Origin of the sequence: Pseudoxanthomonas sacheonensis (assembly GCF_010093305.1) — a bacterium.
GTDB classification, from domain to species: Bacteria; Pseudomonadota; Gammaproteobacteria; order Xanthomonadales; family Xanthomonadaceae; genus Pseudoxanthomonas_A; species Pseudoxanthomonas_A sacheonensis.
Map to the genome: position 1 here is coordinate 1 of NZ_PDWS01000028.1, position 20,913 is coordinate 20,913.

A 20,913-nucleotide genomic window follows, 5' to 3' on the forward strand; every position below is an offset into this window, starting at 1 on the left:
GGGTGGGAGGGGACGGATGGCCGGCCGCCAGAGGCGGGCAGACGCCTATATGAACGAGTGTGATCAACGCGCCCTAAACCGGCAATGAAGTCGGCCGGCGGGTCTTTCGGGCGTTCCCCAAAACTGAACAGGGATGTCATGAAAAATCATTACGGAATAGCCTTTTTGCCGTTGACAGGTCGGCCGGGCGGGCGTAGCTTGCAGCCTTCGCTTTAGCCACTAGATATAGCGGTCAGATGCGAAACGGACCCAAGCAGTAGGGTTTTTGCTTGGAAATAGGGCGCTGGAGGGGAAGCGCATGGCATTGACGGCGACGCTGGTTTTACGGGACCGCACGCACAATTTGCAGTCCACCGCTGCGTCTGACGCGCCGCGGTGCGAACCGACGTCCCGGCCAATCCGGTCCGTAACGAACCTGCAGCAACCACGCACCGGCCGGCACGACCGTACGGGCGCATAAGAACGAGTTCCACAACAGTTTCAGACACCATCGTTTTAGAACAGGGAGAACAACAGAATCATGAGCACGGTGCGCCTCGAGGCGGTTAAAACAGAAGAAGCTGCAGGGTCCCTGGTCCCGATGCAGCCGGCCTCGCAAGACATCTGGGACAAGAAATACCGTCTGAAGACCAAGCAAGGCGACGCGATCGACGCCGACATCGACGGCACCTACCAGCGCGTGGCCCGCGCCCTGTCCGACGCCGAACCCACCGCCGAGAAGCGCGCCTACTGGTACGAGCGCTTCCTCTGGGCGCTGCGTCGCGGGGCCATTCCCGCCGGCCGCATCACCTCCAACGCCGGCGCGCAGGAACACAAACCCGCCACCTCCACCATCAACTGCACCGTGTCCGGCACCATCGAGGACTCGATGGACGGCATCCTGGACAAGGTCCACGAAGCCGGCCTGACCCTCAAGGCCGGCTGCGGCATCGGCTACGAATTCAGCACCCTGCGTCCGCGCGGCGCGTTCGTCGCCGGCGCCGGCGCGTACACCAGCGGCCCGATGTCCTTCATGGATATCTACGACAAGATGTGCTTCACCGTGTCCTCGGCCGGCGGCCGCCGCGGCGCGCAGATGGGCACCTTCGACGTGTCCCACCCGGACGTGAAGGACTTCATCCGCGCCAAGCGCGAAGACGGGCGCCTGCGCCAGTTCAACCTGTCCCTGTTGATCACCGACGGCTTCATGGACGCGGTGGCCAAGGACGCCGACTGGCCGCTGGTGTTCCCGGTCAACGCCAAGGAACAGGGCGAGATCAACGTCGACGACGAGTCCGAAGTGATCTGGCGCGAATGGCCCACCCACAAGAACTACGTCAGCCGCGACGACGGCCTGGTGGCCTGCAAGATCTACGGCCACATCCGCGCCCGCCACCTGTGGGACATGATCATGGTCTCGACGTACGACTACGCCGAGCCGGGCTTCATCCTCATCGACCGCGTCAACGAGATGAACAACAACTGGTGGTGCGAAAACATCCGCGCCACCAACCCCTGCGGCGAGCAGCCGCTGCCGCCCTACGGCGCCTGCCTGCTGGGTTCGGTAAACCTGACCACTTTCGTGCGCAAGCCCTTCACCGACCAGGCGACCTTCGACTGGGAGGAATACAAGGAAGTGGTGCGCGTGTTCACCCGCATGCTGGACAACGTGGTGGAAGTGAACGGCCTGCCGCTGGAACAGCAGCGCGCCGAGATCCTGCGCAAGCGCCGCCACGGCATGGGCTTCCTGGGCCTGGGTTCCACCCTGACCATGCTGCAGATGAAGTACGGCAGCCCCGAGTCCTGCGAGTTCACCGAGTCCATCGCCCGCGACATGGCCGTGGCCGGTTGGGAAATGGGTCTGGCGCTGGCCAAGGAAAAAGGCGCCGCGCCGATCATGGAGGAACTGTTCGACGTCACCGCCGCCATGCTGCGCCAGCGCCCGGAAATGTCGAAGGACGGCTGGCGCATCGGCCAGCAGATTCCCGGCAAGGTGCTGCACGCCAAGTACAGCCGCTACATGCAGCGCATCGCCACGGTAGCGCCGGAGCTGGTGGACGAGCTGGCCGAGATCGGCAGCCGCTTCACTCACCACAGCTCCATCGCGCCCACCGGCACCATTTCGCTGAGCCTGGCCAACAACGCCTCCAACGGCATCGAGCCTTCGTTCGCCCATCACTACAGCCGCAACGTGATCCGCGAAGGCAAGAAGTCCAAGGAAAAGGTCGACGTGTTCTCCTACGAGCTGCTGGCCTACCGCCATCTGGTCAACCCGGCGGCCATGCCTTTCGCCGAAGACGCCGCCGGCAAGCTGCCCGACTATTTCATCAGCGCCGACGACATCAACCCCAAGGAACACGTGGACGTGCAGGCCGCGGCGCAGAAGTGGGTGGACAGCTCCATCTCCAAGACCGCCAACGTACCCACCGACTACCCGTACGAGCAGTTCAAGGACATCTACCGCTACGCCCACCAGCAGGGCCTGAAGGGGTGCACCACCTTCCGCTTCAACCCGGCCGCCTTCCAGGGCGTGCTGGTCAAGGAAGCGGACCTGGAAAACACCACCTACCGCTTCGAGCTGGAAGACGGCAGCGTGATCGAGGTCAAGGGCAACGAGCAGATCGAATACGACGGCGAAATGCACACCGCCGCCAACCTGTTCGATGCCCTGAAAGAAGGCTATTACGGCAAATTCTAGTAACAACCAAGCGAAGAACCCTTCCCCCGTTCACGGGGGAAGGTGCCCGAAGGGCGGAAGGGGGCAGACGCTCGCGCAATCTCCACAGCAAGCAACCGCATCGACCGATGCACTACCCCCATCCCAACCCCGTATCAAGTACGGGGCAGGCTCTTCCCCCGTAAACGGAGGAAGGGGCAGCCCACCCACCACTCCCACCCTCACACCAACCGGTATAGCATCAGCTCTGTACCAAACCCACGGCCCCAGGAGGGCATCTACATGAGCAACGGAAACGGTGTGGTGGCCACCCTCACGGGCGCCGCAGAAAGCGTGAAAGAAACCGCAAGCAACATCGGCAGCTCAATCGCATCGACCGCCAGCGACGCAGTCGCCTCGGTGAAGAAGTCGGCGAAGAAAGCGCGCAAGGCCGCCACCAAGCGCGTCACTGCCGCCAAGAAGGCCGTCGCCAAGCGCACCGACAAAGCCAGCAAGGCGGTGAAGAAGACCGTGGCCAAGGCCAAGAAGAAGCTCGCTTCGGCCAGCGCCTCGGCCAAGGCCGAAGCCGCCGCGCTGAAGAAGAAGGTAGGCAAGAAGACCGCCACCAAGAAGGCCGCGAAGAAGGCGGCCAAGAAAGTCGCCAGGAAGTCCGTAGCCAAGAAGGCGCCGGCCAAGAAGGCGGTGAAGAAAGCCGTCAAGAAGGCCGCGCCAAGGAAAGCCGCAAAGAAAGTAGCCAAAAAGGCGGCCCCCAGGAAGGCCGCCAAGAAGGCAGTAAAGAAAGCCGCAAAGAAAAAGTAACCCGCTGAAAGAACCCCTCTCCCGCCTGCGGGAGAGGGGCAGGGGTGAGGGCCGCCCTTGGCGCTGACCCAACTCCCTGCGCCCCAACCGAACCACCTACCAAGCCACACAAAACAAGCAATCAGGAACCCGCTCCATGGCCGTCAAGATCGACAAGAAAATCAAGGGTTACACCGTCCTCACCCCGGAAGACCGTGCGCGCGAAAACGCTGCCGTCATCCAGGCCGAGTCGGTGTCCCGCGCCAAGGCCGAGGCCGAACTGCCGGTGGCCGACATCATCCACATGCACGAGCGCATCGAGCGCCCGGAAGTGCTGATCGGCAGTACCTACAAGATCAAGTCGCCGCTGGTGGAGCACGCCATGTACGTGACCATCAACGACATCGTGTTGAATTCGGGCACCGAGCACGAGCTGCGCCGCCCGTTCGAGATCTTCGTCAATTCCAAGTCCATGGAGCATTTCCAGTGGATCGTGGCGCTGACGCGCATCATGTCGGCGGTGTTCCGCAAGGGCGGCGATGTGACTTTCCTGGTGGACGAGATGAAGGCGGTGTTCGACCCGCGCGGCGGTTATTTCAAGGCTGGCGGCGTGTACATGCCTTCGCTGGTCGCGGAGCTGGGCGCCATCGTGGAAGAACACCTCAAGTCCATCGGCATGATCCACGACCCGGAAATGAGCGCGCACCAGCGCGCCATCCTGGCCGAGAAGCGCGCGCAGTACGAGAACCGCGCAAAAAAAAACTCTGACATAAGCTCTTCCCCCTCCCCTGCGAAGGCAGGGGAGGGCCGGGGAGGGGTCGAGGCTTCACACGCAGCCCAAAACGAACCCGCCTCCCACGAAGACATCTCCGTCACCGGCGACGGCACCAGCTTCCCGCCCAGCGCCACCCTCTGCCACAAGTGCAACACGAAGGCGCTGGTCATCATGGATGGGTGCGCTACTTGTTTGAACTGTGGGTATTCGAAGTGTGGGTGATTAGGCTGCAATCTTGGAGTTCGTAAACCCAGCCCTCGAAAAAGACTACGAGCGCTGGCGGACGCGTCTGGAAGGCTCGGACTTTTATGGGAAAGATTCACTCACGGCTATACAAGTTCTTCGTGCCCACTATGCAATCGCCGACTATTTTGTTGGGCCCGATAAGGGCATAGGCGGCATTGGGCCGCGTGATGAGAATTTGCTGCTGTCTGCGGTTTTTAGACAGTCTGCTGCTTTCGGTGGGTACGAGAAATGGCCGAAAGGCGTCGAAAAAGTTGCGACGCTTGTGTATGGATTGATTAAAGATCATCCATTTCATGATGCGAATAAAAGAACAGCCCTTCTTTCAATGTTGTATCACCTGCAGCGTCTAGACAGAACACCAACTATCGCGCAGAAGCAGTTGGAAGATCTTGTCGTCGCTGTGGCAGACGACGGCCTCGGTGAATTCCGCAGATACGTGGACCTTAGGAAAGATGGTCCAGATCCAGAAGTTAGATTTCTGGCGGATTATTTCTCAAGAAACTCACGAAAAATTGATCGTAGACAACAAGTCATTACGCATCAAGACTTGGCTCGGATTCTCAAGTCTTTTGGCTATGAAATGTGCGATGCCGAGAAGAGTTTCATCGATATCGTGAAGGTTGAAATAAAGCGGCCTCTCTTTGCATTCGGAAAAACTGTCGAATCACGAAAGCGAGTTAAGCAGATTCATTTCCCTGGCTGGAAACGACAAGTACCGCCAGACACGGTAAAAGCAGTTCGAGAAGATTTGAACTTGACGTGGAAAAAAGGAGTTGATTCCGAGACTTTCTACGGCAAGGCAGATTCAATGAATGCATTGATTAATGAGTATGCGGGTCCTCTTCAGAGGCTTGCAGACAGATAATTTTTTTGGGCCACAAATTGAAACCGGACCTGTCGTATGAGTTCCATTGATCGGCTTACCGAACAAGAGGTCCTTTCTGTTAGGCGACGAATGTCGCAACTGGATATCGCAACACAGGATGCATTTGGTCAAACAGAGCCATTGAAAGACGGGATACTGGGTTCTGCGGTATTCCGGCAGTACACGTCGGCGGGTGGTATTTATAAATATAAGACCATTGATCAGGTCGCTGCCAACTTATTCTATGGCGTTGCATTAGCTCACGCATTCGAGAATGGAAACAAACGAACCGCGCTACTTTCCATGCTTGCTCTCCTGGAAAAAAATAGAGTCTATCTGATCAATACCACTGAGGATGATCTCTATGAAATGGCGAGAAGTGTCGCTGCGCATGATATTCCGATCGCAATTAACGCCAAAAGAAATGCTGATACAGAGGCTGCTGCGGTCGCTTCATGGCTCAGATTGAGAATTAGACCAAAGGTCTTGGGCGACAGTGCAATGCAATTCAGAGAGCTCAAGGAACAACTCGAAGCGTTCGGATGCGATTTTGATAAACCAGATTCAAACTTTGTAAAAATTCATCACGGCCAATGGATGGTTAAGACCGGCTATCCGCGCCCTGGTTTCGAAGTTCAAGTTATGGAGGTCAAGCGTATTCGTCGAGCGCTACGACTTGACGAAGCTCAGGGAATAGATTCAGCGGTGTTCTATAACCTAGATCAAACTGTTGACAAGTTTGTCAACAAATACCGCGATCTAATGCGGAGACTCGCAGATCTCTAAATGATGGAGGCTCCATGAATCGGCCGAACGCGCATAAGACAGGTTGAAGCATGCCATCCATAGAATGGAATCTTCGTAGGGCGGGTTTTAACCCTCCTTCCGGGGTCTTGTGCGGACTCGTAGTTATTTCGGGACTGCTTGCTCAGGCGGCCAGATCTATCGGCATGGACAGTCGCTTGTCGACAATCAGCAGCTCGACGCCAACACGCTTATCCTGTGCTGAGTAGTTGAGCTCCTGCGTGTAGAGCGGGAGACCCTCATACATCGCACGGATCTGCGGCACGTTGTCGTAAGTGACAATCCATGGTTGGCGGATTGACCGAACTGCTCGCGCAAGGTTCTGGTGGTCTGCATGCTCATAGAAGCTCGTATAGAGCTCAGGCCCCTTGGCATAATACGGGGGGTCTATGTTGACGAGCGTCTTCATCGGAAGGCGCCGGACCCGATCTCTGATGAAGTATTCTGCGTCGTCGCGAGAAAGCGATATCTGACTGGAGTGGGCAGCTATTCGGCGGATCTTTCGAATGAGTACTGCTTGATTGAACCTGCAGTCCAACGCATAGTTTCCCTGTTGGGCCTTCCCGCCAATTACACCGCCCCTAATGATTCCCGAGCGGTTGGTTCGATTGAGGAATAGCGTCGAAAAACCAAGCTCAAGCACACGAGAGCGTGGCGCTAGCTGGATTTCCCTTTGCTTCCGCCACTCTTCCATTGTTACTGGCGTCCGTTCTATCAGTTCGCAAAGGTCATCGGGGCGCCGCAGAACACATGCCCAAAAAGAATAGATCGACCGATCAATGTCGTTGATGTGGAGTTCTGAGACGTACCCGTCCAACAAAAGCTTTAACGCGAGTCCGCAGCCCCCCGCGAACGGCTCCGCATATGCCCCGTAGAACAGATCGTTAGCTCGCAATACCTCAACAACGAAGGGTGCGAGCTGCGTCTTTCCACCGGGGTAACGAAGGGGCGAATCAGTTACAGGCATTCTTTAAAAACCGGTACGGACTACGCCAAATGTAGCGGAAAATCATGGGGGTGGCCACCGTTATTTCTTAAGCCCGTCAAGCATCAACCGAATACATCCTTCCATCGTTTCCCAGAACTTTTTCAGCTGAACGTCCGTCGGAACGGAACCGCCATGCACCCAACTGCCGAGGGTATCTGGGGACAGCTTACTGTCCTTGTCCTGCGCCATCACGCGCAAGGGCTTTAGCTTGCGCTCAAGCTTTAGTTCGCCACCAGCGGCCGCTACTTGGGCGGGATCTTTTGCTAGGTGTTGCTCACATCGCGCTATTATGTTGTGGAGTTCCCCGCCCGTTGAAAGAGAGTGATCCGTTGCAAATTGATGAGCGAGCTTCTCCACAAACGCGCGCAAGAGATAAGCTGTCGCAAATGAAAACTCCGGATCGATCCGTCGTAGCTCGTCGAAGATTCGCTTGAGTACCGTCGATTTTATGACTGCTTTAAAGTCACTGGGAACTACGTGTGGGCGGTGATCGGGAGAGCGATTGTTTCGAGCGGGACTTGGTTTCGCCGTAGCTTTGGGTGCGGTTGTTCCGGGCAGTTTTGTCGTGGCTGCAACGCCCCGGAGCCTCAGATTGTTGGCGTATCTCTCTCGTGATCGAACGTCCGATCTCGAATTAACCGGAGATTCACTGCCGTCCGGTCGAGGTAGTGCGTCCTTAAGGAATGCCGCAGCGGCTTTGTCAAATTGTTCCTGAGGCACATTGATCTCAAATTCTTTGGCAGATGCTAACCCGATCGCATCTCTCAACACCGGGCTCGATACGTATCGAGTGATCGTGGTTAGCTTTATCTTTTCTTGCTCTGCCGCAGAAATCAGGCCCCGCTTCGCAGCATAGTCCACCAACCTAAGTGCCTGCACGTTTGGGTTGGTCGCGTTCTTATTGAAACGAGCCTTCTGGGCCGCGTTCCACTTACGCGTTCCAGCACCACCGAGTTCACCCTCGTGCCGGATTTCCAACCAATGCCGAAAACTGTCATCGTCATTGAATACGACGACTTCGATCTTGGCCGGCAGCCGTGCCGTTGATTCAGCCACCGCGGCAAACTGGCGTCGTAGTGCCGCAGTAGGAGCCTTGTCGGGATCGCGCAGCAGCTTGAGTGCGCAGATGCGACGGTTGCCCTCTAACGCGACATAGCTACCTGGAACTCCGTCTTTAGCAGTTACAGCGATACGATCGAGAGGGCTCAATCCCCACTTGGCTATGTCCTTGGCGAGAACAAGCACGCGCTCTTTCCGCACAAGAGCACTGATAATTTCCGGCTCGTTATCGATTGGGTCGTGGCGCGGGTTATCGTTATCCAAGTAAAGCTTGGCCAACGGGATGTCAAAAATCTTCGGCTTTGCCATTCTTTTCCCCTAAAAAGTGACCATGAGCCCGGGCTCACGTCTGTACGAACCACACCTTCCCCAAGGCGGGCATACTCGATTGAGCCCGATGTTCGTGCCAATGGCAAGTAGTACCTAACAGTGTGAAAAATTTACTATTGGGCCCGGTGGGCAGAAGTGCTGGTTAAGAGTCGGCCAGCGTGAAAAACGGGGTCAGAGTGCATTTTTAAAGCGTGTACGTCCTCACCATAAGTGTGAGTTGACATCCACCCCCATCTTCGCAAGCATCACTGGGGTGCCGATGAACAAGTGGGATGCAAGGAGCGCATGGGGACTCGAGTTCACCGTTGGGCCGCTTGGGTGCTGGGTGCGCTGTTTGCGTCTGTGGCTTCCGTCGCATGGGCGGCCGGCGACCTCGCCCCGCTTCGTGCCCAGTTCCAACTGCTCGATGAGCAGGTGGACTACGCCGCCGCCAAGCTGATGGTGGACCACCTCATTGACCCGAGCACCGACACGGTAGCCGTGCGTCGCGAGCTCGACATGTGGGAGCGAGCCGTTCGCGGCAACGTACCCGCTAATCCCACGGCGCGCCAAATGCTCGACGGGTTGCTCAAGACCCTCTACGAGCCGGGCCCTTGGAACCAAGGCAAGCCATTTAGCTACGACTTGTCCGACCCGCTGGGCAAGAACCCGAAGAACAAGCAATTGGCTACCTACCTGGCCACGCGCAAGGGCAACTGCGTTTCCATGCCCATCCTGTTCGTCATCCTGGGCCAGCGGTTGGGCTTGCCAGTGGCGTTGGCCACCGCACCCAACCACGCTCTAGTCAAGTTCGCTGACGACGCGCAGCAGATGTGGTTGAACGTCGAAGCCACCGCGGGCGGTTTCAAGTACGACAGCAGCTACCAGCGCGAGACGGGGATCTCGGAAGCGGCGTTGGACAACGGACTGTATCTGCGGCCCTTGTTGCCGCACGAGGGCGTGGGCGTCATCGCCAGCAGCTTGATGGAGCATTACGGGGCACGGAGGGATGCCGACGAACTTATGGCAGTGGCCGACTTGGCGCTGACCGCGAACCCCAAGGACCCCGTGGCCATGATCTGGAAGGCCAATGCCTATTACCTTCAGACGCAGCAGCGCATCACGTCCAAATATCCAAACGCGACGGACGTGCCTCCGGAACTCCATGGGGAATACCGTCGCCTGACCCAAGAAAACCTGGCGTGGTTCGCCAAGGCCGAATCGCTCGGCTGGGCGCAAAAAACGCCCGAACAGGAAGAAAACTACTTACAATCAATCCAGCGCGAGCGTGCGCGGAGGGGGCAGTGATGCGTGGAATCATTCAAGTGATTTTGGCACTGGCGTTATGCGCGGTCGCATCGTCCGCATTGGCGCGATTTGTCTCTGTAGATCCGGTTCAAGCCAACCCCAACACCGGCACAAATTTCAACCGCTACTACTACGGTAACAATAACCCGTACAGGTTCACCGATCCGGATGGGCGTTGCCCAGAAGAAAGTACCAGAAGCACATGCATTCCGGCGTCTAACTTTGATAGCAATAGAAGTTCAGGCGTCAACGTACAGTTAAGCCCTGCTTCCACGGATACGGCTAAGAACGGGAAGTCGACTGTTATCGTTACGTCAGGCGATAGAGAAAAGCTTGGCACGATAAACAATGACAGCAGCACTGGATCAGAAAGCGTACAGCTAGTTTCTGACACAAGAACAAGTACTACAAACACCGCCTACAAGGCAGAAGGAACCAAGCCTGGCAATGCCGTTGCTGTAATTCACGGCCATCCAACCAACAGCTTGAATGATGATAGAGCAACGCTTGGCGATGCTCAGGCAGTTGTTGACCATGGGATTCCCAATATCGCTGTCGCTAACGATGGCCGAATGGTTGTCCATGAAGTGGAGAATGGCCAGTATCAGGTCCGGATGATCAACGGCCGATTCACGAATAGTGAAATAAGGCATTTCCAAAGAGAAACGAACGAGCGACAAGAGAGCTTTTATGAACCTTGAAAGATCACTTATAGCATTGCTTTCTCTCTCTACAGTTTCCGGATGTTCTTCCTTGCCACCAACGCCCGTTGGAGCGCTAACGCCCAGCATTCTGAATGCCGACAAGGAAAAATATGATGGGCAAGTAGTTAAAGTGGTTGGATGGATGCGATCCGAATCGGAAATGTATGGGTTGTGGGAAAGTAAATCGGCGAACAAAGAAGGTAGTTACGCTAAAAATTGCGTGAGCCTCAGAATCCCAACTTCAATGGACACGGCTCAGTTCAATAAGCGATATGTGGAAATCGAAGCAACATTCATCAGTAAATTGCCGGCTGATGTAATTCGGCTTGGGGCTTGCAATACAACCACACTTCAATTGGCTGGCGATGCATTGCCAAAGATATTGAACCAAGAAAAGTAACCATTAAGTTATGCGTTGTTGCTTCGCTACCACGCTTGCCTCATGCATCTCAAGGATCTCATGCGCGACCACATCCGGCCGCTGCTGACCGCCCCGGCTGTTGCATTGCTTTTAGCGGGGTGCGCCCACGGCGTCGTGCGCGGCGGGTTCGATGCCTGCTCGGCCGGTGCTACCTGCACGCTTGGCGGCAAGCTCCAGTTGTTCCCAGGTGAGCCGGCGGGAGCAGCCATCCTCACCGATAACGGCCAGTGCACGAAGCTGGCGTTACCTGATGCGTTCTACACCGACCCGTTGCGCCAGCAATGGCACGACCGCATCGTGGAAGTGCAGGGGCGGGCATTCGCCCAGCCCAACACGGAAACCGAGCTAGGGGTGCTGAGCTGGTTCTCGGAGAAGGACCGCAAGCTCGCCACCGGGATGTGCGACCAAGGCCTGGGCATCTACGTGGATACCCTCCGATCGGCCTCCGGCCAGACGTGGCCCGGGTCGCCTTAAGTGGCGCTCATCCTGATCCTGTCGGTGTGCGTGGAGTGCCCTCGTCTTCGAGTGACAACGCCGTAGAATCCTGCGAAGACAGATAACCGAATCTGTGATCCCATCATTCTGGTAGTTGGACTCTATTGCCATGCATAAGCTCCGCCCGCTTATTCTCATATCCGCATTCTTGCTCTTTACTTCCTTTCAGGCGATAGCTGCAGAGACGCCAGAGCAAGTCTGTGAGCAGTATCTCGCGGCCATAAAACAGCGGGGCATGACTGCGGTCCCGGATTTCATACACCCTGAAGAGCTCCAAAGGTTCAAGGACATGCTTATGCCGCTGTTTCAGGAAGGCGGTTCGCCTAACAGAGAAGACCTGATCCATGGGTTCTTCGGTAAGTCTGCGACCCCGGAATCGGTCGAAGCGATGCCCCCGGGCGAGTTCATGCGCGGCTTCATGGGTATTGCCGACGCACAGATGAAAAAGCTCAATGTAACTATCGACAAGACGGAGATAATCGGCTCCATTACCGAAGTAACAACCGTTCACCTGGTCACCCGCGCAACCGCCGGAACGGATGACCTCAAACTGACCCAACTTGAAGTTGCGAGCCTGAGGCCAAGCGGAGACACCTGGCGTTTGCTTCTGTCGGGTCGTCTTGAAGGAATGGCGCAGGCACTTAGAGCGCAGTCGGCCAACCGTCCGTCTCAATAGGGCCCTGAGCTGGGGTTGGCCCCATCGACCCAATGTTTTAATGTGAGTTGACACCGCACGGTTGCCTTCGCAAACTCACTTCCAAGGAGCGTCGAAACTCCTCAAACAGCGGTACCCACCTCCGTCAATCTGGTGGTTTTTTTGTGCCCGAGTCTTGGGTGCAACCGGCGCAACGTTCCGCGTCGGGAGGGCGGCTGAATACAAGACCCGCAAGGGAAATACGCCCGCCGACTGTTTGCGGTTTCGAACCTCCCGACACCTTGCGCGCGCACGCGCAAGGCATTCCATCGCGAACAAGAAAGGAGACCGTCATGCGCCAAGGAACGCCATGCGAGCCCGGCTATTTCCTGCCGGAAGAAGCCCACCAGCAACTGCAATCCCTCAGCCACTACCTGCACCTGCTGGCCGAACTCAGCCAACCCGAACACACCAACCCCGACGCCCTCATCCTGCCCCGCGCCGGCCTGGCCCACTGCTTCACCCAACTGGCCGAAGCCGCCGACCAGATCGTGGCCACCACGACCTTCCGACCAGGGTAACGCGCGTCAGGCTAGGCCTTCGCGATATCGCCGTAGTCCCTTGTGTCGTATAGGCAAAGTTCGATTGACGGGCCTCCCAGACCACACCCACAATCCGCGTTACACCCCACTTTTGGGGTCTAATCGTAGTTAGGCGCCTAGAGAGGCAACGATGAGTTTCGACCTAATGGTGTTCGATCCAGCGGTTGCACCACGGGATCGCGCTGCTTTTATGGAGTGGTACGCGCAGCAGACTGAATGGTCTGAGAGCCACAGTTACGACGACCCTGCTGTGGCAGTGCCAGTATTGCAGCGCTGGTTTGCTGAGATGGCTCAGCACTTCCCACCCATAAACGGCCCTCTTGCGAACCCAGAAGCTGAGGGGCCTGAGGTAACAGACCATTGCATAGGGCGGCACGTCATCTATTCGGCATTCGCGTGGTCCATGGCAGATCAAGCCCACTCCAAGATGCGCGAGCTGGCAGTGAAGCATGGTGTCGGGTTTTTCCACGCGAGCGATGATCAAGGTGAGATCCTCATTCCGGGTGCCGATCCTGTTATTCCCAACAAGAAGCGCTGGTGGCAGTTCTGGTGACGGCGCCTAACAATTCATTCAAGCCGAGCCCACATCAGGGCGGCGCCTAAGTGCACGCCTTTAAAAAACGGAGTCAGAGTACGTTTTCCGAAGAAAAGCACTCAGTCCCCGTTTTTGTAAACTACGAGCTACGAACCTCCAAGCCCCACAAGGAACCTCTCATGGCTCTCAGCACTATGGCCTCCGGCCTGCAATTCGAAGACACCGTCGTCGGCACCGGCGCCCAGGCCACGCCCGGCCGCAATGTCACCGTGCACTACACCGGTTGGCTTTACGAGAACGGCGAACAGGGCGCCAAGTTCGATTCCAGCAAGGATCGTGGCGAACCCTTCATATTCCCGCTCGGTGCCGGCATGGTCATCAAGGGCTGGGACGAAGGCGTGCGGGGCATGAAGGAAGGAGGCCAGCGCACGCTGATCATCCCAGCCAACCTTGGCTACGGCGCACGCGGCGCCGGTGGCGTCATCCCACCCAATGCCACGTTGAAGTTCGACGTCGAACTGCTGGGAGCCTGACCCTGTCGTCTCTCCTGCAACGCGGGTAAGGCCGGTCGATAGCGCTCACGGAAGCGAAGTGCGCCCTGGCGCTTGGCACGGCTGCAAGACCGCCTCCCGATCATCCTGTATGCTCGGAAGACTTCATCCCCTCATTCGCGCGCCGACGCTCCGGCCGTAGGGAGGATTACATGCAGTCGACCATGGGCGCCTACGGCGACGGCCTGGCGAAATACTTTCGGGCCGATGCGAGTTCGCATCTTGTTATCAGTGCCCTGCGGAAGTCGAAGCTTGCCGTGACGCGCATCCGGCACGACGCACCGGGACACGGAATGACCTCGCCGCTGCCCGCAGAATCCGCATTTTCGGTGCTCCTGCAATTGAGGGACTCGCCCAAACGCGAACTCTTCATGGGCGGGCGTTCCGTCTACCGCGGGGGCTATGGCGCCAGGACCACCAGTATCGTCGATCTGGAACAAGAGCCGACCGCCAACCTGCAGAGCCCCTTCGACGTTCTGCACTTCTACGTCTCGCGTACCGCACTCGATGAAATCACCGACGAACACGGCGCGCCGAGAATCGCAACGCTTTCCTGCGAACGCGGCGCCTTCGATGCGACGGTTTGGCACCTGGGACAAGCGCTCCTGCCTGCGCTCGAGCGCCCGCAAGAAATAGGCGAGATGTACGCCGATCATCTTCTGCTGGCAACGAACACCTATTTTGCGATTGCCTTCGGCGGCATGCGCCTGCCTGAGTACGGAAGGCGCGGCGCGCTGGCGCCTTGGCAGGTACGATGCGCCACCGAACTGATGATCGAGCGGATGGGCGAAGACATATCGCTGTCCGAGCCGGCTGCGGCGTGCGGGCTTTCGTCGAACTACTTCGCCCGCGCCTTCAAGCGGAGCATGGGCATGCCGCCCCATCGCTGGATGCTGCTGCAACGCGTGCTGCGCGCCAAGTCGTTGCTGCGGGATGCCGATCGATCGCTCAGCGACATCGCAGCCACGTGCGGTTTTGCCGACCAAAGCCATTTCACGCGCGTCTTCACCGGCATCGTCGGCGCCAGTCCCGGCGCTTGGCGAAAGCAGGTCCTGTGAGCGCGGCGACGGTTTTTGCAAAAACCCGGTAGAAAGCTTCAAGACCTTCCCCGCGCGGACGACCAAACTCAAAGGCGCAACTTTCTTTTGAGGAAATGTCCATGGGAATGCATAGCCTATTCCGGACCTGCGTGTGGGTCGCAGCGTTGTTTTCCGCCGCCCACCCGGCGTTAGCCGGCACATTGGACTTCCCTGCTGGTTTCCGAACGCAGGAGATCCAAACCAACGGAACCACCTTGCATGTTCGGATCGGCGGAACGGGCCCCGCCGTAGTGCTAATCCACGGGTACGGCGACACTGGCGACATGTGGGGGCCCCTGGCGGCGGATCTGATGCGCGACCACACCGTCGTCGTACCGGACCTGCGGGGAATGGGGCTCTCGGCGATTGCTGCGGAAGGTTTCACCAAGAAAAACCAAGCCGAAGACATTGCCGGAGTGTTGGACGCGCTGCACATCGACCGCGCCGACGTCGTCGCGCACGATATCGGCAACATGGTCGCATTTGCGTTCGCCCAGGCCCACCCGGCCCGCACCACGCGGCTGGTGGTGATGGACGCGCCGGTGCCCGGGGTCGGTCCGTGGGACGAGATTCTCAAGAACCCGTTGCTTTGGCACTTCCGTTTCGGCGGGCCCGACATGGAACGTCTGGTGGCCGGGCGCGAGCGCATCTATCTGGACCGGTTTTGGAACGAGTTTTCCGCCAATCCGGCGCATTTCCCGGAAGCTGCGCGGCGTCACTACGCGGCGCTCTATGCGCGTCCGGGTCGCATGCGGGCGGGCTTCCTGCAGTTCGCCGCATTCGATCAGGACGCGATAGACAACCGTGCGGGGTTGGCAGCTGGGCGCCTGAAAATGCCCCTGCTCGCCGTCGGCGGCGACCATTCCTTCGGATCGACCATGGCCTTCGTGATGCGTTTTGCCGCCGACGACGTGCACGAAGTCGTGATCTCCGATGCCGGACATTGGCTGATGGAAGAACAGCCGCAAGCGACGGTCGCGGCGATCCGTGCCTTCCTTGACGCGGATGCGCAGCTCGCGCAAGCCCGTCTGACGTCTTCAGAAGTGGACGCTGTCGCGCGAGGTGGGGCTGGAGCGGGCACATCCGGGATCAGCGGCGTGCAGACGACCCTCCTCTCGGGAAATCCGAATGCGGCTGGGCCGTACGCGATCGAAATCCGCGTCCCGCCCCGCACGCGCATCGCCTCGCACAGGCACCGCGACAACCGTACCGCGCTCGTCGTGTCCGGCGAATGGAATTTCGGATACGGCGAGCGAGCCGACGAAGCGACGGCCCGTACGCTGGGCCCGGGCAGTTTCTACACCGAGCCGGCAGGCGACCCGCATTTCGCCTTCACTGGAGACCAGCCGACGGTCGTCTACATCACCGGTCAGGGTCCGACGGATACGACTTACGTTGTCGCCGCGCATGCGTCCAGCAAGCAAGGGGAGTAGCCATGGCGTCGTTCGCAACCATCCGCGATCCGCTTACCGACCACCTGCTCACGCCCAAGAATGCCGCTCTTGTCATCATCGACTTCCAACCTGTGCAGGTCTCATCGATCCAGTCCCGCCCGAAACGCGAGCTGGTCGCCAACATCACCGCACTGGCCCGTATCGGCAAGCTCTACGAACTGCCGGTTGTGCTGTCCACGGTGAACGTGAAGACCGGGCGCAACCAGCCGACCATCCACCAGATCGTCGACGTGCTGCCCGACATCCACCCCATCGACCGCACTTCCATCAATGCATGGGAGGACGAGGATTTCGTACGGGCCGTGAAAGCCACCGGGCGGACGAAGCTCATCATGGCCGCCCTGTGGACTGAAGTTTGCCTGGTCCACCCCGCACTCGATGCCATGAACGAAGGATTCGAGGTCTATCCGGTCATCGATTGCGTCGGCGGAACATCGCCCGAAGCGCATGCGCTGGGCGTTCAACGCCTCGTCCAGGCCGGCGGAAAACCGGTGGGATGGGTGCAGCTGATCTGCGAACTGCAACGCGATTGGAACCGGGAGAAAACGACACCGGGATTCGCGGACATTCTTTTCGCGGTCGAAGGCCATTGATCCGGCACGGGCGGAAGACCCATATGCAATGCGGCAAGTACGGGGTCGGAGCCAGCATAGGGCGTAGGCCGGGCTGGCTTCGCCAACCCAGCGCCTTTACCTCGGCATTCCGCTTGCTGGGTTGATAGAGCCAACCCAGCCTACGCGCTTGCTCTTACCCGCCTTCCCGGAAAACCGGCGCCGGGCCCCCGGTGAATCTGACCGGCGCGGTCTTGGCGGTTTCGCCTAAGTAGGCCAATGCGAACTGTGCGAATTTGACGCTGTTCTGTGCCGATTCGCCCATCGTGGCCAGCGTGTCGCTGGTGGTGTGGATGTAGGGGAAGCTACCGTTCGGGCCACCGGCCTCGAACATCATCGCGGCGGGATAGCCGGCGTTCGTCCACGAGGCGTGGTCGGAGCAGGCGTAACCGCAAGCTACGCTGCCGCGCGTGAGTCCCCTTGGCGCGAGGTAGGTATCGAACAGGGTGACGAAGAAGTTCTTCAGATCGGCGTTGGAGTAGTCGGCGATCAGTTTCATGTCCGGTACCGCGCCGGATTTGTAATTGGTCATGTCCACCTGCAGCACGGCGACGACATTGACGCCGCTGCTGCGGAAAGACTGGGCGATGGCGTTGGAGCCGCGCAGGCCGACTTCCTCTGCGGCATAGCCCATGAACTTCACCGTGCGCCGTGGCCGCCAGCCCTCGGACAGCGCGATGCGCAGCGTTTCGGTGAGGGTGGCGATGCCCGACGCGTCGTCGTCGGCGCCCGGTGCGAGCTGATTGAGATCGTTGCGGTTGTTGGCGTTGATCGAATCCAGGTGCGCGCCCAACACCACGACTTCGTTGGGCAGGTCCCAGCCCTGGATGGTGAGGATCACCGAGGGCTGCGTGGAGCAGTTCGTGCAAGCGGTGAACAGTTCGGTGGTGACATAGCTGCGGCCGGCGGCGAGCGATTGCCAGTGGGTGCGGATCCATTCGGCCGAGGTCTTGCCAAAACTGCTGGCGTAGTAGCGGTTGCGATAGCTCGAGAGGTAATTGATGGTGTCGTAGATGCGGCGCTCCTCCACCTGCGGCAACCAGCGGTCCACGGTGGCCTGATTGTCGAGCGTATAGCTGGCGAGCAGCGATTTCGTCATCGCCTGCCGCGAGCGATCCGCATGCAGGAAAGCCTCGGCCTGCGCGCGGTTGGGGAACGCGAAAAAGCCGCCGCAGCGGCGCTCGTTGACATGCACATGGCGGCCGATCTCGCCGAGGCTATCGGCCCTGATCTCGGAAATCACCAACGGCATGCCGGTGCTGTCGCGCCGCCCGACCGCATCGCGGGCCAGGCCGCGGATACCCTGATAGGTGTCGCGTGAGGTCACGATGTACACCGGCGCGAATGGGTCGGTCTGCGACCACGACGTCGTCGCTGTCGGCGGGGCGGCCGTGCCGTCTGTCCAGGCGGGACGCGGGCGCGGCGTTCCGGCCGCATTCGCGACACCCTGCGCATTCGGTCGCGCCACCGGAGGTGCGGCAAGCGTACGGACGACGGGCGCTTGCGCCGCGCGCATATTGTCCGATCGCAACGTCACAATGCTGATCAGCCCGCAGAGCAGCAGCGTCGTCGGACTCGGCAAGAACGGTTTCATCGTGGCATCCCCCGGATGACCGCTGGCGGCTTTCCTGTCGTCACGCTACCACTTTTACGGCAGGTCCGGATTGGCCCGGATTGCCCGTTGAATCCGCGCTGGCATCGACAGAAAGGGTATTCCCACCGCGAACAAGGAAGGAGATCGCCATGCGCCAAGGAACGCCATGCGAGCCCGGCTACCACCTGCCGGAAGGAGCCCACCAGCAACTGCAATCCCTCTGCCAACACCTGCCTGCTGGCCGAACTCAGCCAACCCGAACATACAAACCCAGACCACCTCGTCTTGCCCCGCGCCGACATGGCCCACTGCTTAACCCCACTGGTCGAAGTCGCTGATCAGGTGGTGGCTACCGCTACCTTCCAGCCGGGCAAGCCCGAAAGCGCATGAGATGGGCCGGCCCTCGCACGATGGGTTGTGGGTAGCGGGCTGGCCTAGGCTTGGCTAGGACATTCACATCGGTCTTTGAAACACGGTCATGCCACGGCTTGGCCGATTGGAAAACTTCTCCTTCCATCGTTATGTGCAGGCTGGTAGGGTGCCGCCTGAGGGGAGCGGTTGAAGCGCTCATCGCGCGGCCGGAAGCGGATCAAGACCCGCTCTACACGGCTGATTTTTTTGTTTGTCTATCGAGACTAGAACGGCGAGATATCGATGCAAGGACGCGTAGCGCCATCCATGGCCTGGGGCGAGTTCCTTATCGTCGTGGCGATCGCTTTCGGATTCCTCATCTACTCAAGCGTCTCGGCCGCGTTGGCGCCAGTGGTTGAGCCCTCCTTCTCAGAAGGAGGCCTTTGGGGAACGGTAATCTACGAACTGTTTGTCCTGGCCTTGCTGTGTCCAGTGCTCTGGCTGCGTGGATGGAAACCACAAGAGCTGGGCATGGAACTTCGGAGCCAGGATATCTGGCCTGCGGTGGGCCTGCTGATCGCATGCATGGTGGCCAACTATCCCCTGACATGGGTGGGGGATCAGATGGCCGAGGGCATAAATCCTTCGATGGATGCCATGGTGGCCGGGAGGTTATCGTTATCCGCGGTCGTGGTGCTTTCGATCATCAATCCCATCTTCGAGGAAGTGTTCGTTTGCGCCTATGTGATACGCGCGCTGGAACGAACGCGTAGCCAGGCTTTCGCTGTGAATATCAGTGTGGCCATCCGGGCTTCGTATCATCTATATCAGGGGCCTGTTGGTACGATCTGGGTGATTCTGGTGGGGCTGATATTCGGCTGGTGGTTCGCGCGAACCGGTCGCCTCTGGCCCGCCATCATTGCGCATGGTCTGGTAGATCTGCTTGCACTGATGTTCTACGCATAATCGGGCAAACGGGATCAGAGTAGGTTTTCTATGCAAGAAAGGTACTCCGGCCCGGTTTTCCACATTGGAGAAACAATTGAATACGATGGGCTATGGCCGACTCTGCGTGTCACCTATCTTGGCCATGGTTGGAAGTGCGGATTGGGTAGGAGTACGTTTTCATGTCTAAGGACAGGAGCCACAGGATGAAGCGAATATTGGTTTTGCTGATCGCGATGGCGTGCATACCGCTTCAGGCCAAAGAGAGCAAGCCTGAAGACATGCAGGTCAGGCAGATTGTGGTCGGCATGGACGTGGACGTTGCCGCCGATGGCGCCGTTAGTGGCGTGGTGCCCGATCTTCGGTTGCCGGCGGATTTGCGCCAATTGCTGGTCACGCGGGTTTCGCAATGGCGTTATAGGCCTGCAACGTGGCATGGCGAGTCGGTCTCGACAAAAGCCTACCTTGCGCTTCGGTTGTCGGTCGCCCCGGAAGGGTCGGACGGTGTCGTGGTTCGAATTCTCGGAGCGGACTCGGAATGCGCGGTAGATACCGGTTACTGCGCGGAGCCGCCCCGGTATCCAGCTGAAGCCGCGCAAGCAAACACAGGGGGCACTTTCGTGTATGCGCTCGCGAAGGATGCGAACGGGAAAATGACTGGGGTAAGGATGCTCTCGCCTACGGGAAGACCGTTGCATATGGTCGAGAGGGCAATGGACAAAGCTTCGCGAAAATCCTTCGAGACGAGCAGATGGAGACCATCGTTTGCAAATGGTAATACCGTCGCATGCGAGGAGGTGCTGCCCATAAGTTTTTCAATGGGCTCATCATCAGCCGATGGCACGGGGCAAGCGGCACTTGAAAAGCTAAAAGAAAAAATGCTCCCGCAGCTTTCTGAGGCATGCCCCACCGTTGTTCTCGAAACAGCGATTGAGAATGTCTTGCTCTACAGCCCTGCAGGATGAGCCTCGATAGTGTAGGAATCGCTTGTGTCGTAAGCATGACGCAAAGGGCAGAAGGTCACGCCGGGCTGGTTTCATCAACCCGGCGCTTTGAATCGAGGGTTCCTCCCGATTTGCCGGCTCGGTAGCGCCAGCCCGGCATTCGTGCTCGAAGCCAACCAAGCCTGGAGGCTTGGTTGTGCGGCCCA

At 58.7% G+C, this 20,913-nt stretch carries 21 protein-coding genes; 18 read left to right on the forward strand and 3 right to left on the reverse strand.

Annotated features, from left to right (window positions below):
- Nucleotides 1-520 precede the first annotated feature (520 nt).
- The 5 genes from CSC73_RS17930 to CSC73_RS17950 all read left to right on the forward strand — a co-directional run bounded on the left by CSC73_RS17930 (nt 521) and on the right by CSC73_RS17950 (nt 6,105).
- Nucleotides 521-2,677, forward strand: coding sequence for an adenosylcobalamin-dependent ribonucleoside-diphosphate reductase (locus tag CSC73_RS17930; protein WP_163843363.1), 2,157 nt, complete (start codon nt 521-523; stop codon nt 2,675-2,677).
- 261 nt (nt 2,678-2,938) lie between these two features.
- Nucleotides 2,939-3,454, forward strand: coding sequence for a hypothetical protein (locus tag CSC73_RS17935; RefSeq protein ID WP_163843365.1), 516 nt, complete (start codon nt 2,939-2,941; stop codon nt 3,452-3,454).
- Nucleotides 3,455-3,590: 136 nt separating this feature from the next.
- Nucleotides 3,591-4,430, forward strand: a complete 840-nt coding sequence (locus tag CSC73_RS17940) for a TSCPD domain-containing protein (protein WP_163843367.1) — start codon at nt 3,591-3,593, stop codon at nt 4,428-4,430.
- A 13-nt stretch (nt 4,431-4,443) separates the two neighbouring features.
- Complete coding sequence (locus CSC73_RS17945; RefSeq protein WP_211840931.1) at nt 4,444-5,319, forward strand: type II toxin-antitoxin system death-on-curing family toxin; 876 nt, start codon at nt 4,444-4,446, stop codon at nt 5,317-5,319.
- 36 nt (nt 5,320-5,355) lie between these two features.
- Nucleotides 5,356-6,105: a type II toxin-antitoxin system death-on-curing family toxin gene (locus CSC73_RS17950; RefSeq protein WP_163843369.1), complete on the forward strand. Its 750-nt coding sequence runs from the start codon at nt 5,356-5,358 to the stop codon at nt 6,103-6,105.
- Between the two features lie 142 nt (nt 6,106-6,247).
- Here the strand turns inward: CSC73_RS17950 and CSC73_RS17955 are convergent, their stop codons facing one another.
- Nucleotides 6,248-7,090 carry a DNA adenine methylase gene (locus CSC73_RS17955; RefSeq protein ID WP_163843371.1) on the reverse strand — a complete coding sequence of 281 codons (843 nt, stop codon included), beginning with the start codon at nt 7,088-7,090 and terminating at the stop codon, nt 6,248-6,250.
- Between the two features lie 60 nt (nt 7,091-7,150).
- A complete protein-coding gene (locus CSC73_RS17960) occupies nt 7,151-8,479 on the reverse strand; it encodes a hypothetical protein (protein ID WP_163843374.1) in 1,329 nt (442 codons plus the stop codon).
- Between the two features lie 339 nt (nt 8,480-8,818).
- On the opposite strand from CSC73_RS17960, the gene CSC73_RS17965 reads away from it, so the two are divergent.
- From CSC73_RS17965 to CSC73_RS18015, 11 genes are all read left to right on the forward strand, one after another.
- The gene (locus CSC73_RS17965; protein WP_211840932.1) at nt 8,819-9,787 is read left to right on the forward strand and encodes a transglutaminase family protein; all 969 of its coding nucleotides are present in this window, start codon (nt 8,819-8,821) and stop codon (nt 9,785-9,787) included.
- Nucleotides 9,787-10,488: an RHS repeat-associated core domain-containing protein gene (locus CSC73_RS17970; RefSeq protein ID WP_163843361.1), complete on the forward strand. Its 702-nt coding sequence runs from the start codon at nt 9,787-9,789 to the stop codon at nt 10,486-10,488. The genes CSC73_RS17965 and CSC73_RS17970 overlap by 1 nt, the downstream gene beginning before the upstream one ends.
- Nucleotides 10,478-10,891, forward strand: a complete 414-nt coding sequence (locus CSC73_RS17975) for a hypothetical protein (protein WP_163843379.1) — start codon at nt 10,478-10,480, stop codon at nt 10,889-10,891. The genes CSC73_RS17970 and CSC73_RS17975 overlap by 11 nt, the downstream gene beginning before the upstream one ends.
- A gap of 42 nt (nt 10,892-10,933) precedes the next feature.
- Nucleotides 10,934-11,386: a hypothetical protein gene (locus CSC73_RS17980; RefSeq protein ID WP_163843382.1), complete on the forward strand. Its 453-nt coding sequence runs from the start codon at nt 10,934-10,936 to the stop codon at nt 11,384-11,386.
- Between the two features lie 130 nt (nt 11,387-11,516).
- Nucleotides 11,517-12,083: a hypothetical protein gene (locus tag CSC73_RS17985; protein ID WP_163843385.1), complete on the forward strand. Its 567-nt coding sequence runs from the start codon at nt 11,517-11,519 to the stop codon at nt 12,081-12,083.
- Nucleotides 12,084-12,394: 311 nt separating this feature from the next.
- Nucleotides 12,395-12,622, forward strand: a complete 228-nt coding sequence (locus CSC73_RS17990) for an XAC0095 family protein (RefSeq protein WP_163843387.1) — start codon at nt 12,395-12,397, stop codon at nt 12,620-12,622.
- A 151-nt stretch (nt 12,623-12,773) separates the two neighbouring features.
- Nucleotides 12,774-13,196, forward strand: coding sequence for a hypothetical protein (locus CSC73_RS17995; protein ID WP_163843390.1), 423 nt, complete (start codon nt 12,774-12,776; stop codon nt 13,194-13,196).
- A 161-nt stretch (nt 13,197-13,357) separates the two neighbouring features.
- The gene (locus CSC73_RS18000) at nt 13,358-13,711 is read left to right on the forward strand and encodes an FKBP-type peptidyl-prolyl cis-trans isomerase (RefSeq protein ID WP_163843393.1); all 354 of its coding nucleotides are present in this window, start codon (nt 13,358-13,360) and stop codon (nt 13,709-13,711) included.
- Between the two features lie 170 nt (nt 13,712-13,881).
- Complete coding sequence (locus CSC73_RS18005) at nt 13,882-14,787, forward strand: helix-turn-helix domain-containing protein (protein WP_163843395.1); 906 nt, start codon at nt 13,882-13,884, stop codon at nt 14,785-14,787.
- A gap of 107 nt (nt 14,788-14,894) precedes the next feature.
- Nucleotides 14,895-16,241 carry an alpha/beta fold hydrolase gene (locus CSC73_RS18010; RefSeq protein ID WP_211840933.1) on the forward strand — a complete coding sequence of 449 codons (1,347 nt, stop codon included), beginning with the start codon at nt 14,895-14,897 and terminating at the stop codon, nt 16,239-16,241.
- Nucleotides 16,242-16,243: 2 nt separating this feature from the next.
- Entirely contained in the window at nt 16,244-16,855 is a 612-nt protein-coding gene (locus tag CSC73_RS18015) for a hydrolase (protein WP_163843398.1), read from the forward strand.
- A 154-nt stretch (nt 16,856-17,009) separates the two neighbouring features.
- On the opposite strand, the gene CSC73_RS18020 is transcribed toward CSC73_RS18015, so the two are convergent.
- The gene (locus CSC73_RS18020; RefSeq protein ID WP_163843400.1) at nt 17,010-18,467 is read right to left on the reverse strand and encodes a M20/M25/M40 family metallo-hydrolase; all 1,458 of its coding nucleotides are present in this window, start codon (nt 18,465-18,467) and stop codon (nt 17,010-17,012) included.
- Nucleotides 18,468-19,121: 654 nt separating this feature from the next.
- Here CSC73_RS18020 and CSC73_RS18025 point away from each other — a divergent pair.
- A complete protein-coding gene (locus tag CSC73_RS18025) occupies nt 19,122-19,784 on the forward strand; it encodes a CPBP family intramembrane glutamic endopeptidase (RefSeq protein WP_163843402.1) in 663 nt (220 codons plus the stop codon).
- A 185-nt stretch (nt 19,785-19,969) separates the two neighbouring features.
- Nucleotides 19,970-20,728 (forward strand): energy transducer TonB, encoded by a 759-nt coding sequence (locus tag CSC73_RS18030; protein WP_163843404.1) that lies wholly within the window; start codon nt 19,970-19,972, stop codon nt 20,726-20,728.
- Nucleotides 20,729-20,913 lie beyond the last annotated feature (185 nt).

Bases quoted from the DNA above. Each gene is read 5' to 3' on its own strand.
- CSC73_RS17930 (WP_163843363.1), top strand. From the start codon at position 521: ATGAGCACGGTGCGCCTCGAGGCGGTTAAAACAGAAGAAGCTGCAGGG.
- CSC73_RS17935 (WP_163843365.1), top strand. From the start codon at position 2,939: ATGAGCAACGGAAACGGTGTGGTGGCCACCCTCACGGGCGCCGCAGAA.
- CSC73_RS17940 (WP_163843367.1), top strand. From the start codon at position 3,591: ATGGCCGTCAAGATCGACAAGAAAATCAAGGGTTACACCGTCCTCACC.
- CSC73_RS17950 (WP_163843369.1), top strand. From the start codon at position 5,356: ATGAGTTCCATTGATCGGCTTACCGAACAAGAGGTCCTTTCTGTTAGG.
- CSC73_RS17955 (WP_163843371.1), bottom strand. From the start codon at position 7,090: ATGCCTGTAACTGATTCGCCCCTTCGTTACCCCGGTGGAAAGACGCAG.
- CSC73_RS17960 (WP_163843374.1), bottom strand. From the start codon at position 8,479: ATGGCAAAGCCGAAGATTTTTGACATCCCGTTGGCCAAGCTTTACTTG.
- CSC73_RS17970 (WP_163843361.1), top strand. From the start codon at position 9,787: ATGCGTGGAATCATTCAAGTGATTTTGGCACTGGCGTTATGCGCGGTC.
- CSC73_RS17975 (WP_163843379.1), top strand. From the start codon at position 10,478: ATGAACCTTGAAAGATCACTTATAGCATTGCTTTCTCTCTCTACAGTT.
- CSC73_RS17980 (WP_163843382.1), top strand. From the start codon at position 10,934: ATGCATCTCAAGGATCTCATGCGCGACCACATCCGGCCGCTGCTGACC.
- CSC73_RS17985 (WP_163843385.1), top strand. From the start codon at position 11,517: ATGCATAAGCTCCGCCCGCTTATTCTCATATCCGCATTCTTGCTCTTT.
- CSC73_RS17990 (WP_163843387.1), top strand. From the start codon at position 12,395: ATGCGCCAAGGAACGCCATGCGAGCCCGGCTATTTCCTGCCGGAAGAA.
- CSC73_RS17995 (WP_163843390.1), top strand. From the start codon at position 12,774: ATGAGTTTCGACCTAATGGTGTTCGATCCAGCGGTTGCACCACGGGAT.
- CSC73_RS18000 (WP_163843393.1), top strand. From the start codon at position 13,358: ATGGCTCTCAGCACTATGGCCTCCGGCCTGCAATTCGAAGACACCGTC.
- CSC73_RS18005 (WP_163843395.1), top strand. From the start codon at position 13,882: ATGCAGTCGACCATGGGCGCCTACGGCGACGGCCTGGCGAAATACTTT.
- CSC73_RS18010 (WP_211840933.1), top strand. From the start codon at position 14,895: ATGCATAGCCTATTCCGGACCTGCGTGTGGGTCGCAGCGTTGTTTTCC.
- CSC73_RS18015 (WP_163843398.1), top strand. From the start codon at position 16,244: ATGGCGTCGTTCGCAACCATCCGCGATCCGCTTACCGACCACCTGCTC.
- CSC73_RS18020 (WP_163843400.1), bottom strand. From the start codon at position 18,467: ATGAAACCGTTCTTGCCGAGTCCGACGACGCTGCTGCTCTGCGGGCTG.
- CSC73_RS18025 (WP_163843402.1), top strand. From the start codon at position 19,122: ATGCAAGGACGCGTAGCGCCATCCATGGCCTGGGGCGAGTTCCTTATC.
- CSC73_RS18030 (WP_163843404.1), top strand. From the start codon at position 19,970: ATGAAGCGAATATTGGTTTTGCTGATCGCGATGGCGTGCATACCGCTT.